Origin of the sequence: Microbacterium sp. MYb64, from assembly GCF_002979495.1 — a bacterium.
Taxonomy (GTDB): domain Bacteria; phylum Actinomycetota; class Actinomycetes; order Actinomycetales; family Microbacteriaceae; genus Microbacterium; species Microbacterium azadirachtae_A.
Genome location: NZ_PCOW01000004.1, coordinates 205,254 through 219,186, shown reverse-complemented (window position 1 = coordinate 219,186; position 13,933 = coordinate 205,254). Strand labels below are relative to the sequence as shown.

13 protein-coding genes are annotated in these 13,933 nt (G+C 70.5%); 11 read left to right on the top strand and 2 right to left on the bottom strand.

The window, feature by feature from the left end; all coding sequences use genetic code 11:
- Window positions 1–154 precede the first annotated feature (154 nt).
- From CQ044_RS06155 to CQ044_RS06115, 9 genes are all read left to right on the top strand, one after another.
- Window positions 155–1,687 carry a fumarylacetoacetate hydrolase family protein gene (locus CQ044_RS06155; RefSeq protein ID WP_105687651.1) on the top strand — a complete coding sequence of 511 codons (1,533 nt, stop codon included), beginning with the start codon at window positions 155–157 and terminating at the stop codon, window positions 1,685–1,687.
- Window positions 1,687–2,352 carry a GntR family transcriptional regulator gene (locus CQ044_RS06150; protein WP_105687650.1) on the top strand — a complete coding sequence of 222 codons (666 nt, stop codon included), beginning with the start codon at window positions 1,687–1,689 and terminating at the stop codon, window positions 2,350–2,352. The genes CQ044_RS06155 and CQ044_RS06150 overlap by 1 nt, the downstream gene beginning before the upstream one ends.
- Before the next feature lie 43 nt (window positions 2,353–2,395).
- On the top strand, window positions 2,396–3,934 hold the full coding sequence (hpaE, locus tag CQ044_RS06145) for a 5-carboxymethyl-2-hydroxymuconate semialdehyde dehydrogenase (protein WP_105687698.1): 1,539 nt from the start codon (window positions 2,396–2,398) through the stop codon (window positions 3,932–3,934).
- A 117-nt stretch (window positions 3,935–4,051) separates the two neighbouring features.
- Window positions 4,052–5,215 carry a 3,4-dihydroxyphenylacetate 2,3-dioxygenase gene (gene hpaD / locus CQ044_RS06140; RefSeq protein WP_105687649.1) on the top strand — a complete coding sequence of 388 codons (1,164 nt, stop codon included), beginning with the start codon at window positions 4,052–4,054 and terminating at the stop codon, window positions 5,213–5,215.
- Between the two features lie 185 nt (window positions 5,216–5,400).
- Window positions 5,401–6,186 (top strand): 2-keto-4-pentenoate hydratase, encoded by a 786-nt coding sequence (locus CQ044_RS06135; RefSeq protein WP_105687648.1) that lies wholly within the window; start codon window positions 5,401–5,403, stop codon window positions 6,184–6,186.
- Complete coding sequence (locus tag CQ044_RS06130) at window positions 6,171–6,974, top strand: HpcH/HpaI aldolase/citrate lyase family protein (RefSeq protein WP_105687647.1); 804 nt, start codon at window positions 6,171–6,173, stop codon at window positions 6,972–6,974. Before CQ044_RS06135 ends, CQ044_RS06130 begins: the two co-directional genes overlap by 16 nt.
- 197 nt (window positions 6,975–7,171) lie before the next feature.
- Complete coding sequence (locus CQ044_RS06125) at window positions 7,172–8,074, top strand: hypothetical protein (protein ID WP_146116743.1); 903 nt, start codon at window positions 7,172–7,174, stop codon at window positions 8,072–8,074.
- Between the two features lie 120 nt (window positions 8,075–8,194).
- Window positions 8,195–9,442 (top strand): MFS transporter, encoded by a 1,248-nt coding sequence (locus CQ044_RS06120; RefSeq protein WP_181158195.1) that lies wholly within the window; start codon window positions 8,195–8,197, stop codon window positions 9,440–9,442.
- A gap of 37 nt (window positions 9,443–9,479) precedes the next feature.
- The gene (locus CQ044_RS06115; protein WP_105687644.1) at window positions 9,480–10,211 is read left to right on the top strand and encodes a DUF6882 domain-containing protein; all 732 of its coding nucleotides are present in this window, start codon (window positions 9,480–9,482) and stop codon (window positions 10,209–10,211) included.
- A gap of 12 nt (window positions 10,212–10,223) precedes the next feature.
- Here CQ044_RS06115 and CQ044_RS06110 read toward each other — a convergent pair whose 3' ends face one another.
- Window positions 10,224–10,700, bottom strand: coding sequence for a DUF4188 domain-containing protein (locus tag CQ044_RS06110; protein WP_105687643.1), 477 nt, complete (start codon window positions 10,698–10,700; stop codon window positions 10,224–10,226).
- Between the two features lie 67 nt (window positions 10,701–10,767).
- Between CQ044_RS06110 and CQ044_RS06105 the strand changes: the two genes are divergently transcribed.
- The gene (locus tag CQ044_RS06105; RefSeq protein WP_105687642.1) at window positions 10,768–11,352 is read left to right on the top strand and encodes a TetR/AcrR family transcriptional regulator; all 585 of its coding nucleotides are present in this window, start codon (window positions 10,768–10,770) and stop codon (window positions 11,350–11,352) included.
- Window positions 11,353–11,388: 36 nt separating this feature from the next.
- A complete protein-coding gene (locus CQ044_RS06100) occupies window positions 11,389–12,477 on the top strand; it encodes an N-formylglutamate amidohydrolase (RefSeq protein ID WP_105687641.1) in 1,089 nt (362 codons plus the stop codon).
- Window positions 12,478–12,511: 34 nt separating this feature from the next.
- On the opposite strand, the gene CQ044_RS06095 is transcribed toward CQ044_RS06100, so the two are convergent.
- A complete protein-coding gene (locus CQ044_RS06095) occupies window positions 12,512–13,891 on the bottom strand; it encodes an anaerobic C4-dicarboxylate transporter family protein (protein WP_258133172.1) in 1,380 nt (459 codons plus the stop codon).
- Between the last annotated feature and the right edge of the window lie 42 nt (window positions 13,892–13,933).

Sequence of the window (13,933 nt, the reverse complement as noted above, 5' to 3'; positions counted from 1 at the left end):
TTGGCCGACATCGTCGTCGTGCCCGTCACGGGGGTTCAGGATCCTGCGGACGGATCCGGATGCCATGCTTGCCGGGCTCGACCCGATGATATACGATTTCGAATACGAAGCCAAGGGACACCCTCCCTGGCACCCACTGCGCGAGGAGGCGCCCATGTCCGCACCGATCGACCGGCCCGGCAAGATCATCGCGATCCACCTCAACTACCGCTCCCGTGCCGACCAGCGCGGACGCACTCCCGCCTCCCCCTCCTACTTCTTCAAGCCGTCCTCCTCCGTGGCCGGCACCGGCGGCGTCGTGGAGCGCCCCGCCGGTACCGAGCTGCTCGCCTTCGAGGGCGAGATCGCGCTCATCATCGGCACCGCCGCGCACCGGGTGAGCGTCGAGGACGCCTGGTCGCACGTCGCCTGGGTGACCGCCTCGAACGATCTCGGTCTGTACGACCTGCGCGCGAACGACAAGGGCTCGAACGTCCGCTCCAAGGGCGGCGACGGCTACACCCCGATCGGGCCGGACCTCATCCCGGCGGCCGACGTCGACCCCGCCGAGCTGCGCGTGCGCGCCTGGGTGAACGGCGACCTGCGCCAGGACGACGAGACCAGCGGCCTGCTGTTCCCGCTCCCGCAGCTGATCGCCGACCTCTCCCAGCACTTCACGCTCGAGCCCGGCGACATCATCCTGACCGGCACCCCTGCCGGATCCAGCGTGATCGTCCCCGGGGACGTGGTCGTGGTCGAGGTCGACGCCCCGCACTCCTCCAAGACGCTCACTTCCGGCGGACTGCGCACGACCGTCACACAGGGCACCGTCGCCTTCGACGGCGCCCTCGGATCCCTCCCCGCCGTGGACGACCTGCAGCGCGCGGAGGCCTGGGGCTCGCGCGAGGAGGCGGGCTTGCCCCTCGAAGAGACCACGCCCGCGGTTCCTGAGCGAGCGAAGCGAGACGAAGGACGCCCGGGTCTCGACCCGCAGCTCCGCGCCAAGCTCATCGCCGCGCCGACCGCCGGCCTCAGCGCCCAGCTGCGCAAGCGCGGCCTGCACGCGTGCTTCATCGACGGCGTCTCGGCCAATCTGCCCCGAGCCAAGATCGTCGGCACCGCGAAGACCCTGCGCTTCGTCCCCGCCCGTGAGGACCTCTTCAAGAGTCACGGCGGAGGTTACAACGCGCAGAAGCGCTGCTTCGACGCCGTGGACGAGGGCGAGATCATCGTGATCGAGGCCCGCGGCGACTCCACCACCGGAACGCTCGGCGACATCCTCGCGCTGCGCGCCAAGGCCCGCCGCGCCGCCGGCGTGGTCACCGACGGCGGTGTGCGCGATTTCGCGGCGGTCGCGGAGATCGGCCTGCCGGTGTTCTCTCAGGGCGCGCACCCCTCCGTGCTCGGCCGCAAGCACGTCCCCTGGGACGTCGACGTGACGATCGCCTGCGGCGGCGCCACGGTGCAGCCGGGCGACATCATCGTCGGCGACAGCGACGGCGTGATCGTGATCCCGCCCGCCCTCGTCGAGGAGGTCGTCGACGCCACCCTCACCCAGGAGGACGAGGACGCCTGGATCGCCGAGCAGGTCGAGGCCGGTCACCCGGTGGACGGGCTCTTCCCGATGAACGCCGCCTGGCGCGCGAAGTACGACGCCGTGCAGGCCGGCCGGTTCCTGAGCGAGCGCAGCGAGACGAAGGGCGACTGATGTCCGACGTCCTCGCCGGCAGCAAGTCGGAACAGGCGTACGCCTGGATCCGCGCGCGCATCGCCTCCCACGCCTACGGTCCCGGCTTCCGCCTGGTTCTCGGCACGATCGCGGACGAGCTCGGCATGAGCGTGGTCCCGGTGCGCGAAGCGATCCGGCGGCTCGAGGCCGAAGGGCTCGTCACGTTCGAGCGCAACGTCGGCGCGCGGGTCACGCTCGTCGACGAGAGCGAGTACGCGCACACCATGCAGACCCTGGGCCTGGTGGAGGGCGCGGCGACGTCGCTGTCCGCCCCGCTCCTGGACGCGGCGGCGCTCGATCAGGCGCTCGAGGTCAACGACCGGATGACCCGCCTCCTCGAGAACTTCGACGCGCACCGGTTCACCGAGCTGAACCGCCAGTTCCACTCCGTGCTCTACGAGCCGTGCCCGAACCCGCACATCCTCGACCTCGTGCATCGCGGCTGGGCGCGCCTGAGCGGCATCCGCGAATCGACGTTCGCCTTCGTCCCGGGACGCGCCGAGCACTCCGTCGAGGAGCACATCCAGATCGTGGAGCTGATCCGCACGGGCGCCGATCCGCTCGAGATCGAACTCGCCGCCCGCAACCACCGCTGGCGCACGCGCGACGCGTTCCTCGCGGCGCTGCACCCCGAGATCCTCTGACCGCACCACCGAAGCCATTCAGAACCACCCCGGAAGGACGATGATGACCGACGCCTATGCCCCGGCAGATCTGCCGGAGAAGATCCAGCACTACATCGACGGCGAGTTCGTCGACTCCCTCGACGGCGACACCTTCGAGGTGCTCAACCCCGTCACGAACGAGACCTACGTGCTCGCCGCCGCCGGCAAGAAGGCCGACATCGAGCGCGCGGTCGCCGCCGCCAAGCGCGCCTTCGACGAGGGCCCCTGGCCGCGCATGGTCCCCCGCGAGCGCTCGCGCGTGCTGCACAGGATCGCCGACATCGTCGAGTCGCGCGACGCGCGCCTCGCCGAGCTCGAGTCCTACGACTCCGGCCTCCCGATCACGCAGGCACTGGGCCAGGCCCGCCGCGCCGCCGAGAACTTCCGCTTCTTCGCGGACCTGATCGTCGCGCAGGCCGACGACGCCTTCAAGGTCCCCGGCAAGCAGATGAACTACGTCAACCGCAAGCCGATCGGCGTCGCGGGTCTCATCACGCCGTGGAACACCCCGTTCATGCTCGAGTCGTGGAAGCTCGGCCCCGCGCTCGCGACCGGCAACACGGTCGTCCTGAAGCCCGCCGAGTTCACGCCGCTGTCCGCATCCCTGTGGGCGGGCATCTTCGAGGAGGCAGGGCTCCCGAAGGGCGTCTTCAACCTCGTCAACGGCCTCGGCGAGGACGCCGGCGACGCGCTCGTCAAGCACCCCGATGTGCCGCTCATCTCGTTCACCGGCGAGAGCCGCACCGGCCAGATCATCTTCGGCAACGCCGCGCCGTTCCTGAAGGGCCTGTCCATGGAGCTCGGCGGCAAGAGCCCCGCCGTGGTGTTCGCCGACGCCGACCTCGACACCGCGATCGACGCCTGCATCTTCGGCGTGTTCTCGCTGAACGGCGAGCGGTGCACGGCCGGATCCCGCATCCTCGTGCAGCGCGAGGTCTACGACGAGTTCGTCGAGCGCTACGCGGCGCAGGCCAAGCGCGTCAAGGTCGGGCTGCCGCACGACCCGACGACCGAGGTCGGCGCCCTGGTGCACCCGGAGCACTACGACAAGGTCATGAGCTACGTCGAGATCGGCAAGGGCGAAGGACGCCTCGTCGCCGGCGGCGGACGCCCCGAGGGCTTCCCCACGGGCAACTACGTCGCCCCGACCGTGTTCGCCGATGTCGCCCCCGACGCCCGGATCTTCCAGGAGGAGATCTTCGGCCCGGTCGTCGCGATCACCCCCTTCGACACCGACGAGGAGGCGCTCGCCCTCGCGAACAACACGCGCTACGGCCTCGCCGCCTACATCTGGACCAACGACCTCAAGCGCGCGCACAACTTCGCGGGCGCCGTCGAGGCCGGCATGGTGTGGCTGAACTCGAACAACGTGCGCGACCTCCGCACCCCGTTCGGCGGTGTCAAGGCGTCCGGTCTCGGTCACGAGGGCGGCTACCGCTCGATCGACTTCTACACCGACCAGCAGAGCGTGCACATCACGCTCGGCGCCCCGCACAACCCGGTGTTCGGCAAGCAGGCGCCACCCGCCGAGCAGGACCTCGACGACCCGGACCCCCGCTGACCCGGATCCACTTCCCGCTCCCGTCGCGATTCTTGTCGCTCTGACGCGCTCATACCGACAACTTTCGCGACGGGAGCGGAACCCGAACCGACTTCTCTTTCACGCAAGGACGCTGACATGACCAATCGCGCCGACATGACGCTCACCTCCTCCGGCTTCTTCACGAGCCAGGAGGCGCCCATCTCCACCGAGAACCCCATCCCGACGCCCTCCTCCCCCGCCCCGGACGTGCTGCGCTGCGCGTACATGGAGCTCGTCGTCACCGACCTCGCCGCCTCGCGGGTGTTCTACGTCGACGTGCTCGGCCTGTACGTGACCGAGGAGGACGACGAGGCGATCTACCTCCGCTCCACGGAGGAGTTCATCCACCACAACCTCGTGCTGCGCAAGGGCCCGGTCGCGGCGGTCGCCGCGTTCTCGTACCGCGTGCGGACGCCGGAGGACCTCGACCTCGCGGTCGCGTTCTACACCGAGCTCGGCTGCGACGTGCGCCGCAACCCCGACGGCTTCGTGAAGGGCATCGGCGACTCGGTGCGCGTCGTGGATCCGCTCGGCTTCCCGTACGAGTTCTTCTTCCAGGCCGACCACGTCGAGCGGATGAGCTGGCGCTACGACCTGCACATCCCGGGCGAGCTCGTGCGCCTGGACCACTTCAACCAGGTCACGCCCGACGTGCCGCGTGCCGTGAAGTACATGCAGGACCTCGGCTTCCGCGTCACGGAGGACATCCAGGACGACGAGGGCACGGTCTACGCCGCGTGGATGCGCCGCAAGCCCACCGTGCACGACACCGCCATGACCGGCGGCGACGGCCCGCGCATGCACCACGTGTGCTTCGCGACGCACGAGAAGCACAACATCCTCGCGATCTGCGACAAGCTCGGCGCCCTCCGCCGCTCCGACGCGATCGAGCGCGGCCCTGGACGCCACGGCGTGAGCAACGCGTTCTACCTGTACCTGCGCGACCCCGACGGCCACCGCGTCGAGGTCTACACGCAGGACTACTACACGGGCGACCCGGACAACCCGGTGATCACGTGGGACGTCCACGACAACCAGCGCCGCGACTGGTGGGGCAACCCCGTCGTCCCGTCCTGGTACACCGACGCGTCGCTCGTGCTCGACCTGGACGGCAACCCGCAGCCGGTCGTCGCCCGCACCGACTCCAGCGAGATGGCCGTGACGATCGGCGCCGACGGGTTCAGCTACACCCGGCCCGCCGACGACGAGGCCATGCCGGAGTGGAAGCAGGGCGAGTACAAGCTCGGCCACCAGCTGTAATCCGGCCGGAGTACGGAGCCGGAGTACGGCTCCGGGCTCCGGGGCTTCCTGTCAGGACGCTTAACGGGGACCCCTGCACCCCGATGCGTTCTGACAGGAAGCCCCTGCGCCCTCCGCCTCACCTCGTCCGCAGGTGTGCGGCCGAGCGTGTACAACGAAGAAGAACGAGAGGGAAAGAAGATCTGATGCTCCCCGAATCCACCATCACCGCGCTCGCCGCAGAGCTGGCCGAGGCCGACCGCACGCACAGCGTGATCCCGCGCATCACGGCGCGCCACCCCGAGGCGACCGTCGAGGACTCGTACGCGATCCAGGGCGTCTGGCGCGACGCACAGGTGGCCGCAGGGCGCAGGCTCGTGGGGCGCAAGATCGGCCTGACCTCGAAGGCCATGCAGCGGGCCACCGGCATCACGGAGCCCGACTACGGCGTGATGTTCGACGACACCGTGTACCCGTCCGGATCCGAGATCCCGGTCGATCACTTCTCGAACGTGCGCATCGAGGTCGAGCTCGCCTTCGTACTGAAGGAGCCGCTCTCGGGCCCCGACTGCACGCTCGAGGACGCCCTCGCCGCGATCGACTACGCCGTGCCGGCGCTCGAGGTGCTGAACTCGCACATCGAGCTCGAGGGCCGCACGATCGTGGACACGATCAGCGACAACGCCGCCTACGGGGCCATGGTGCTCGGCACTGTGCACAAGCGTCCCGACGAGATCGACCTGCGCTGGGTGCCCGGCGTGCTGTCGCGCAACGGCGAGATCGAGGAGACCGGCGTCGCCGCCGGCGTCCTGGGTCACCCGGCCACGGGCGTCGCGTGGCTGGCGAACAAGTTCCATCAGCACGGCGCGTGTCTCGAGGCAGGCGAGATCATCCTGGCAGGATCGTTCACGCGCCCGATGTGGGTGGCGCGCGGCGACGAGGTGCTGTGCGACTACGGACCGATGGGAACGATCGAATGCCGCTTCGTCTGAATCCGACCTTCCGCGAGCACCTGGCCGGTGCCGACCGCGCCCTCATCGGGATGTGGTCGTGCACGGGCAGCCCGCTCGTGACGGAGATCGCGGCCGGCAGCGGCCTGGACTGGCTGCTCATCGACGGCGAGCACTCCGCCAACACGCTGGACTCGCTCCAGGTGCAGCTGCAGGCCGTCGCCGCCTACCCGATCACGCCGCTCGTGCGCGTGCCCTGGAACGACCCTGTGACCATCAAGCAGGTGCTCGATCTCGGCGCGCAGAACCTCATCGTGCCGATGATCTCGTCGGCCGACGAGGCGCGCGCCGCGGTGGCGGCGACCCGCTATCCCCCCGCGGGCGTCCGCGGCGTCGGATCCGCCCTGGCTCGCAGCGCCCGCTGGAACCGCGTCGAGGGCTACCTCCTCCAGGCCGCGCAGCACGTGTCCCTGACCGTGCAGATCGAGACCTCGGCGGGCGTCGCCGCGGCGGCCGAGATCGCCGCCGTCGACGGCGTGGATGCGGTGTTCGTCGGCCCGTCCGATCTGTCGGCGTCGATGGGCCTGCTCGGGCAGCAGACCCACCCCGACGTCGTCGCCGCGGTCGAGCACGTGTTCGCCGCGGTGGCAGCCGCCGGGAAGCCGGTCGGCGTGAACGCGTTCGACCCGGCCGCGGCCGATGGGTACATCGCCGCCGGCGCCTCGTTCGTCGCCGTGGGCGCAGACGTCGCACTGCTCGCCCGCGCCTCCGAGTCCCTCGCGAAGCGCTTCCTCCCGGCGCCGGGCTCCGGCCCCGCCGCCAGCTACTGACCTCCCCCCGTTCAAAGCGCGCAAATGGCTCTATCCCGGCCTGGGATGGAGCCATTTGCGCGCTCTGAAGAAGACGAGCTGTGGATAACCGGATCCAGCCAGGAGCGGGTCGGCAGAGTGTCGGGATGGGACGCAGAACGGAACTTCCCGATGAGCTCGGTGGCGAATTCTCTGCCGCGCTCGCTCGCAGACACGGCGTGACCCGATCCCGCCTGCGCGGTGGCGACCTCCGCGCGCCGTTCTTCGGAGTTCGGATCGCTGCCGACATCTCCTTCGAGGTCGATGCGGAAGATCCGTACCAGCGCCAGCGTCTGCGACGGATCGCGCGGGCGCGCGAATACGCACCGCGGCTGCACAAGGGCCACTTCTTCAGCCACCAGACCGCCGCCTCGATCTGGGGTGGCCCTCTGCCGCTCGCGTTCACGGAGGATGGGCGGATCGCCGACGACTTCCCTCCACACGTGTGCGCGCTCGGACCGCTCGCCGAGCCGCGCACCTCCGGAATCATCGGCCACCGCACTCGATGGTCCTTCACCGCGATGACGGAACACGACGGGCTGCGGGTCTCATCACCGGCAGCGACCTGGGCGTCGCTCGGATCCCTGCGCCTGCACGACCTGATCGCCCTCGGCGACTACTTCTGCCGCGAATGGCGGCAGGGGCGCGGCCGCCCCGATCCCGGCAGGACGCCTCTCGCGACGCCGGACGACCTGCGGCGGATGCTCGAGGTCGGACGCCGCATCGGAGCCGACCGGCTGCGGGCCGCGCTGCCGCGGATACGGCAGGACTCGTGGTCGCCGCGGGAGAGCCTGGTGCGCTGCGTGCTCGCGGATGCAGGGCTTCCCGAACCGCAGCTCAACGTGGACGTGTTCGACGATGCCGGCCGGTTCCTCGGCTGCGTGGACATGTCGTACGGCCAGGAGAAGGTCGCCGTCGAGTACCTCGGGATGCTGCACGGCGCGACCTGGGCCGCCGACGTCGAGCGGATCGCCGCGCTGCGCGCCGCGGGCTGGATCGTGATCGAGGTGACCGCTCCTCTGCTGAAGCGTCCGGAGGAGCTGGCCCGTCGGGTCGCCTCCGCCCTCCGCCGGGCCCGGTGATCGGCGCAACGGAAACAAAGTGCGCAAATGGCTGTATCCGCGCCGAATATCGAGCCATCTGCGCGCTTCGAAACCGGAGCAGAACCGGCCGGACCGAACGGACCTGCCAGGATGGGGCGGGTGAAGAAGGCCCTCGCAGCTCTGCAGGACCGCGGGTTCCGCTGGTTCTTCCTCGCGCGCACCCTCACGCTCGTCACGGGCTCGATGTCGTCGATCGCTCTCGCGTTCGCGGTGCTGAGCATCGACAACGATGCCGGTGCGCTCTCGATCGTGCTCACCGCGTTCACCGTGGCGAACATCCTCTTCCTGCTGCTCGGCGGCGTCGTCGCGGACCGGCTGCCGCGCGCGCTCGTGATCCAGACCAGCTATGTGGTGGACATCCTCTCCATCGGCACCACGGCCGCGCTGCTCTTCACGCACACCGCCACCGTGCCGCTGCTCGCCGGCCTCGCCGCGCTGAACGGAGCCTCCGCCGCGTTCGTGATGCCCGCGATGCAGGGGCTGATCCCGCAGTTGACCACGCCCGGCCATCTGCAGCAGGCGAACGCGCTGCTGTCCTTCGCCCGGTCCGCCACCACGATCGCGGGCCCGGTGGTCGCGGGAGGCATCGTCGCCCTCGCCGGTCCTGCCTGGGTCATGGTGATCCAGGCGGCGGGCTGGGCGCTCGCGATCGTCTTCCTGGCGCTCGTGCGCCTGCCGCCACCGGTCCGCGGGCAGCGCGCAGGACTGTTCCACGATCTGCACGACGGGTGGCGCGAGTTCTGGTCCCGCCCGTGGCTCTGGATCGTCGTGCTCTCGTTCATGGTCCTCAACGCGATCCACGTCGGCGCCTGGGGCGTCGCGGGTCCGTACATCGCCAAGAACGACCCGCTCCTCGGCATCGCAGGGTGGGGCTGGGTCGTCAGCGCGGAGGGCGCCGGCGTGCTGGTGATGACGCTGCTGCTGCTCTGGCTGCCGCTGCGGCGTCCGCTGCGGCTCGGCATGCTGGGGATGAGCGCGCTGGCGATCCCGCTCATGCTCCTCGGGGTGCACCCCTCGGTGCTGCTCCTGGTCGCCGCGGCCTTCGTCGCGGGCGCGGGCGTCGAGGTGTTCAGCACCGGCTGGAACGTCACGATGATGGAGCAGATCCCCGAGGACAAGCTCTCCCGGGTGTCCAGCTACGACATGCTGGGCAGTTTCGTCGCGATGCCGATCGGCACGCTCGCCTTCGGCTGGCTGATCGCACGCGCCGACGTGACGGCGCTCATGGTGGGCTCGGCGATCGTCTACGCCGTCATCGCCCTGGGCACGATGCTGGTCCCGAGCATCTGGCGCATGGGACGGGCGACGACTCCGGCCGAACGCGAGCCCGTCTCGGACGGCGCCTGACTGGCGCATTCATAGGCGTCCGCGGCAGGATGAGGGCATGACCTTCCCCGCCCTCGCGCCCCTCGCCGACCGCGCCGCGCTGTTCGCCGCCCTCCGTCAGGACCAGCTGGTCGCGGCGACCGCCGCTCTGGGCGAGCACCGCTGGGACGCCGATCTCGCGGCGGGCACCCTCACCTTCACGTCCGAGACGGATCCGAACCGCCGACTCGTCGCGCGTGCATCGCTCGTCGCCACGATCGCCCCGGGACCCCGCTCGCTGATGTGGGCCTGGGCGCACCCCCAGGGCGGATCCGACGCGTCGGTCGCGAGCCTGCGAGACTACGGCACGACGTACTCGATCGAGGAGCTCTCGAACGCGGAGCTGCCCTTCCCGGCCGAGGCCGACGCGGACCTGGACGGCTGGATCGCGGGCGCCGCGCACCAGATCGGCGCGATCGCCGAGGAGATCACCGGACGCTCGCCGTACTACTCCGCACCGGTCGGCAGCGGCACGCGGGCCGTGTTCCTGCTCGACGCTCCCCTTCCTCCGCTCACGGTCTCCGACGCCGTCGTCGCGCTGCCGCGGATCCTGTCCGAGCTGACGCTGTCCGACGCCCGCTCCTCGGTGTGGGATCTGGCGAGGCTCGCAGGCTGGAACATGCAGTGGGCCGACGAGGCCTACTCGGCAGCGGTCGTCAGCGACGCGAGCGGCAGCGCCACGTTCCGCTTCGACGAGTACGCCCGCATCGCCGGCGTCGAGTCGCAGCTCGGGCAGGTCCCGCAGGCCTGAACAGCGGGCTTCTCAGCGACCGAGCCGCTGGCGTGCCGTGTTCCTGCCCGCGCCGATGGGTTCGTGAGCCGTGGCGGCGGCGAGTCCGAACAGGGGCATGTCGGCGTAGACCGCCTCCATCTCCCCCGCCGGCACCTGGTACGTCTCGTGCCAGACCCCGACGCTGCCGGATCCGAGCAGCGTGCGCATGAAGTCGCGCCACGGCTGCAGATGCGGGGCGTCCCGGTCCGCCGCGAAACGCTGCAGGTGCTCCGGGCTCTCCCAGTACGAGAGCAGGATCGTCGTACGTCCGAGCCAGCTCTCGCAACCGAGCATGCCCGCCTCGGGATGCTCGGCGAGATGCCGCAGCATCTTCGGCATCTGCCGCGCCACGCGCTGCACGCGACCCAGCTGCCACCACTTGTTCGCCCGCATCCCGATGACGAACACCGTGATGTCGCTGCGGTCCACGGCCGCCGTGTACCGACCGGGGAAGACCTTCTCGCTCATCGCCGTTTCCTCTCGAACGTTGTTATAGAACGTTGTTACAGAACGACGTTACGATAGGATCGCTGCCATGGCAAGACCCATCACACACGACGCGAACCTGCGCTCCCGACTGATCGAGGTCGCTTCGGCGATGATCGACCGGGACGGTCCTGAGCGCTTCTCCGTGCGCGAGGTGGCCGGGGGCGCCGAGACCTCGACGTCGGCCGTCTACTCGCTGTTCGGCAGCAAGGCGGATCTGATCACCGCCGTGGTCGCGGACTCGTTCGCCTCGTTCGCCCTGGCGCAGCGCGAGGCGGAGCCCCGGGGCCTGCGCGCCCTCGGCGAGGCGTATCGCGCGTGGGCGCTGGAGCATCCCGACCGCTACCGGCTCATGTTCAGCGGCGCGATCGCCGGCGCGCCCCACGGCATCACCGGAGGCGGCGATCCGGAGCCCGATCCGGAGCTGGACGCGCTCCTGCCCCTCGCCCGCACCCTCACCGGCGCGGACCGGGTCGACGAGGATGTCGACCTGCGCAGTACGCTGGCCGTCTGGGCGCAGGTGCACGGCGCGGTCAGCCTCGAGCTCGCGGGCGTCGCCCCGCCCTGGATCGACACCGACGCGGTGTACGCCACGGTGCTCGACGCGATCGCCGCGGTGCACCCCGGCCGCTGACGCTCACCCGGCAGGCGGCTGGGTAGCATGAGCCGCATGAGCGCCCTCGACCTCATCCCCGCCGGCCGCACGTTCACCCCCGACGACATCGTCGTCTACGCGGATCCGCAGCGCCGCTCGCTCGACGAGGCGCTCCGCGACGCCGACCTGCTCGTCAGCTGTCCGCACGCCGGGGCGGAGATCCCCGAGGAGCTCGCCGAGTTCCTCTCCCCCGCGCTCACGCGACGTCTGCAGTACGACTTCACGGACGTCGCGACGGCCGCGATCGTACGGCGCTGGGCGTCGCAGGATCCGCGGGTGGTCGCTGTGATCAACCCGCATCCGCGACTCGTGCGCGATCCCAACCGCGCGAGGCCCGCGGACATCGCCGCCGATCTGACCGCCGCGATCGAGCGCGTGCGCGCGGCCGGCCCCTGGCAGAAGGTGGACCTCTCCGGAGTGGATGCGATCCGCCCCGTCACGTTCTCGTTCTTCCCGATCATCGAGGTGCCCGGCACCGAGGCGGGGCTGCACCGTCTCGTCGACGCGTTCGTCGAGGTCGCGGAGCGCGGTCTCGGGGTGTACGAGCGCACCCGCGACGACCTGACCGAGCGGATGGTCGCGGAACGCCTGCGCACCGGGGGCCGCCTCACGCGGCTGTCGTTCCACGACACCATGAACACCACGACCACGAAGGACGGCGCCGTCGACGTCCCCCGCGCCGAGAAGGACCGGCTGCCCCGCATCGTCGCGCTCTCCAACCGCGGCGACGCCCGCGGCGAGGAGCGCGATCCCGCCGATCCGCCGACCATGGCTCCCGCGCGTCTGCGCGCTCTGGCCGAGGCGCACCGCGTCGGCTTCGAAGCCGCCGACACCGGCGACGTCGCCCTGAACCGTCCCTACCTCGGCAGCCAGGAGATCCTCGCCGCCGGTGCCCGGTTCCGCGCGCTCACGGACCGGGCGGCCGCGGCCGGCGCGGAGTTCGATGCCGTGCAGGCGGAGTTCCTCCGCGAGTTCCTGCTCGGCGACGAGGCGACCGCACAACTGCACCGGCCAGGCACCGACTGGATCACCGAGGACCCCGCCCACGTCGACCGGCTCGCCGCGGCCTGCCGTCGCTCCTGGGACCTGTACCGCGCAGGCTGATCCGTAGCGGGGCCCGTCGTCGGACGGGCGCGGATCACCCGCCCCAGAGCACGCCGAACAGGGCGCCGAACCCGATGGTCGTCACCGCCAGGATCAGCGTGGGCGCGAAGAACGAGTGGTCCACGAGCTTGGTGCCGAGCTTCGTGGTGCCCGAGGTGTCGAAGTTCGCCGCGGCGATCTGCGATCCGTTGGTCGGCAGCAGGTAGATGCCGGCGAACGCCCCTGCCCACATACCGGAGAGCAGCCCGAGCGGGATCCCCGCCGCCAGGCCGATCGGCACGATCGTGCGGGTGGCCGTGGACTGGCTCGTGGTGAGGACGCAGACCAGGAAGACGCCGAGCGCGAAGATCCACGGCGCCGCGGTGACGAGGCCGCCGACGCCCTCCGAGATGAGCTTCGCGTGCGCGCCGAGGAAGGTGTCGGTGAGCCACGCCAGGCCGAACAGCGCGATCGCCGAGACCATACCGGCCTTGAACACCGTCATCGTGGGGATCTCGCCGACCTTGGGACGGGAGACGAGGAGGATCACGGTTCCGGCGACGAACATCACGATCTCGATGATCGGCGTCATGCTCACGGGGTCGCCCGAGGCGTCGAGCGGGCGGAGCGCCTTGAACAGGCCGAACAGCACGATCACGGCGACGCCGAGCAGGAAGATGATCGCCGCGTTGCGGCCGGCGGTGGTCACGGTCACGTCCGCCTTGACCTCGGCGGCACCCGTGCGCGGCGGCGCGAGCTCGCCGCGGGCGATCTTCGCCTGCACCTCCGGATCCTCGGCGAGCTCCCTGCCGAGGCGGTTCACGACGAAGCTCGACACCACGATGCCGACGACGGCGGCCGGGATCGTCACCTTGAGGATGTCCACGAGCTCGAAGTTCCATGGCGCGACATCGGTGAGCGTCACCATCGCCGCCATCGCCGCCGAGACCGGGCTGCAGGCGAGCGCGACGCCGGTCGCGACCACCGACAGCGAGAGGGGGCGCGACGGCCTGATGCCGTTGCGGTACGACAGATCCTGGATCACGGGCAGCAGCGGATAGAGGATGTTCGACGTCCCCGCCCCGACCGAGAACAGGAACGAGATCAGCGGTGCGACCAGCGTGATCTGCTTCGGACTGCGCGCGATGAGCTTCGCCGCGACCGACACCATCCAGTCGATCCCCCCGGCGGACTGCATCATCGAGGAGGCGAGCACGACGGACAGCACGATGAGGAGCGCGTCCACGGGCGGCGACCCCGGCGGGACCCGGAACACGAAGACCAGGATCGCGACGCCCGTCCCTCCCCAGAGGCCCAGGCCCACGCCGCTCGAGCGCGTGCCCATCACGATGCAGCCGAGCACCACGAGCAGTTCTGCGATGAACAGGGCGATCTGCATGTGCGTCTCCTCGAGGGTCGCGGACGCGGCCAGCATATTGGTCCTCCGGCCGGCCGCGCACCCCCTGTCCGGCGCGGC

What these genes read in the sequence shown, in the direction of transcription:
- CQ044_RS06155 (WP_105687651.1), top strand. Translation starts at nt 155, where the DNA reads ATGTCCGCACCGATCGACCGGCCCGGCAAGATCATCGCGATCCACCTC.
- CQ044_RS06150 (WP_105687650.1), top strand. Translation starts at nt 1,687, where the DNA reads ATGTCCGACGTCCTCGCCGGCAGCAAGTCGGAACAGGCGTACGCCTGG.
- hpaE (WP_105687698.1), top strand. Translation starts at nt 2,396, where the DNA reads ATGACCGACGCCTATGCCCCGGCAGATCTGCCGGAGAAGATCCAGCAC.
- hpaD (WP_105687649.1), top strand. Translation starts at nt 4,052, where the DNA reads ATGACCAATCGCGCCGACATGACGCTCACCTCCTCCGGCTTCTTCACG.
- CQ044_RS06135 (WP_105687648.1), top strand. Translation starts at nt 5,401, where the DNA reads ATGCTCCCCGAATCCACCATCACCGCGCTCGCCGCAGAGCTGGCCGAG.
- CQ044_RS06130 (WP_105687647.1), top strand. Translation starts at nt 6,171, where the DNA reads ATGCCGCTTCGTCTGAATCCGACCTTCCGCGAGCACCTGGCCGGTGCC.
- CQ044_RS06115 (WP_105687644.1), top strand. Translation starts at nt 9,480, where the DNA reads ATGACCTTCCCCGCCCTCGCGCCCCTCGCCGACCGCGCCGCGCTGTTC.
- CQ044_RS06110 (WP_105687643.1), bottom strand. Translation starts at nt 10,700, where the DNA reads ATGAGCGAGAAGGTCTTCCCCGGTCGGTACACGGCGGCCGTGGACCGC.
- CQ044_RS06105 (WP_105687642.1), top strand. Translation starts at nt 10,768, where the DNA reads ATGGCAAGACCCATCACACACGACGCGAACCTGCGCTCCCGACTGATC.
- CQ044_RS06100 (WP_105687641.1), top strand. Translation starts at nt 11,389, where the DNA reads ATGAGCGCCCTCGACCTCATCCCCGCCGGCCGCACGTTCACCCCCGAC.
- CQ044_RS06095 (WP_258133172.1), bottom strand. Translation starts at nt 13,891, where the DNA reads ATGCTGGCCGCGTCCGCGACCCTCGAGGAGACGCACATGCAGATCGCC.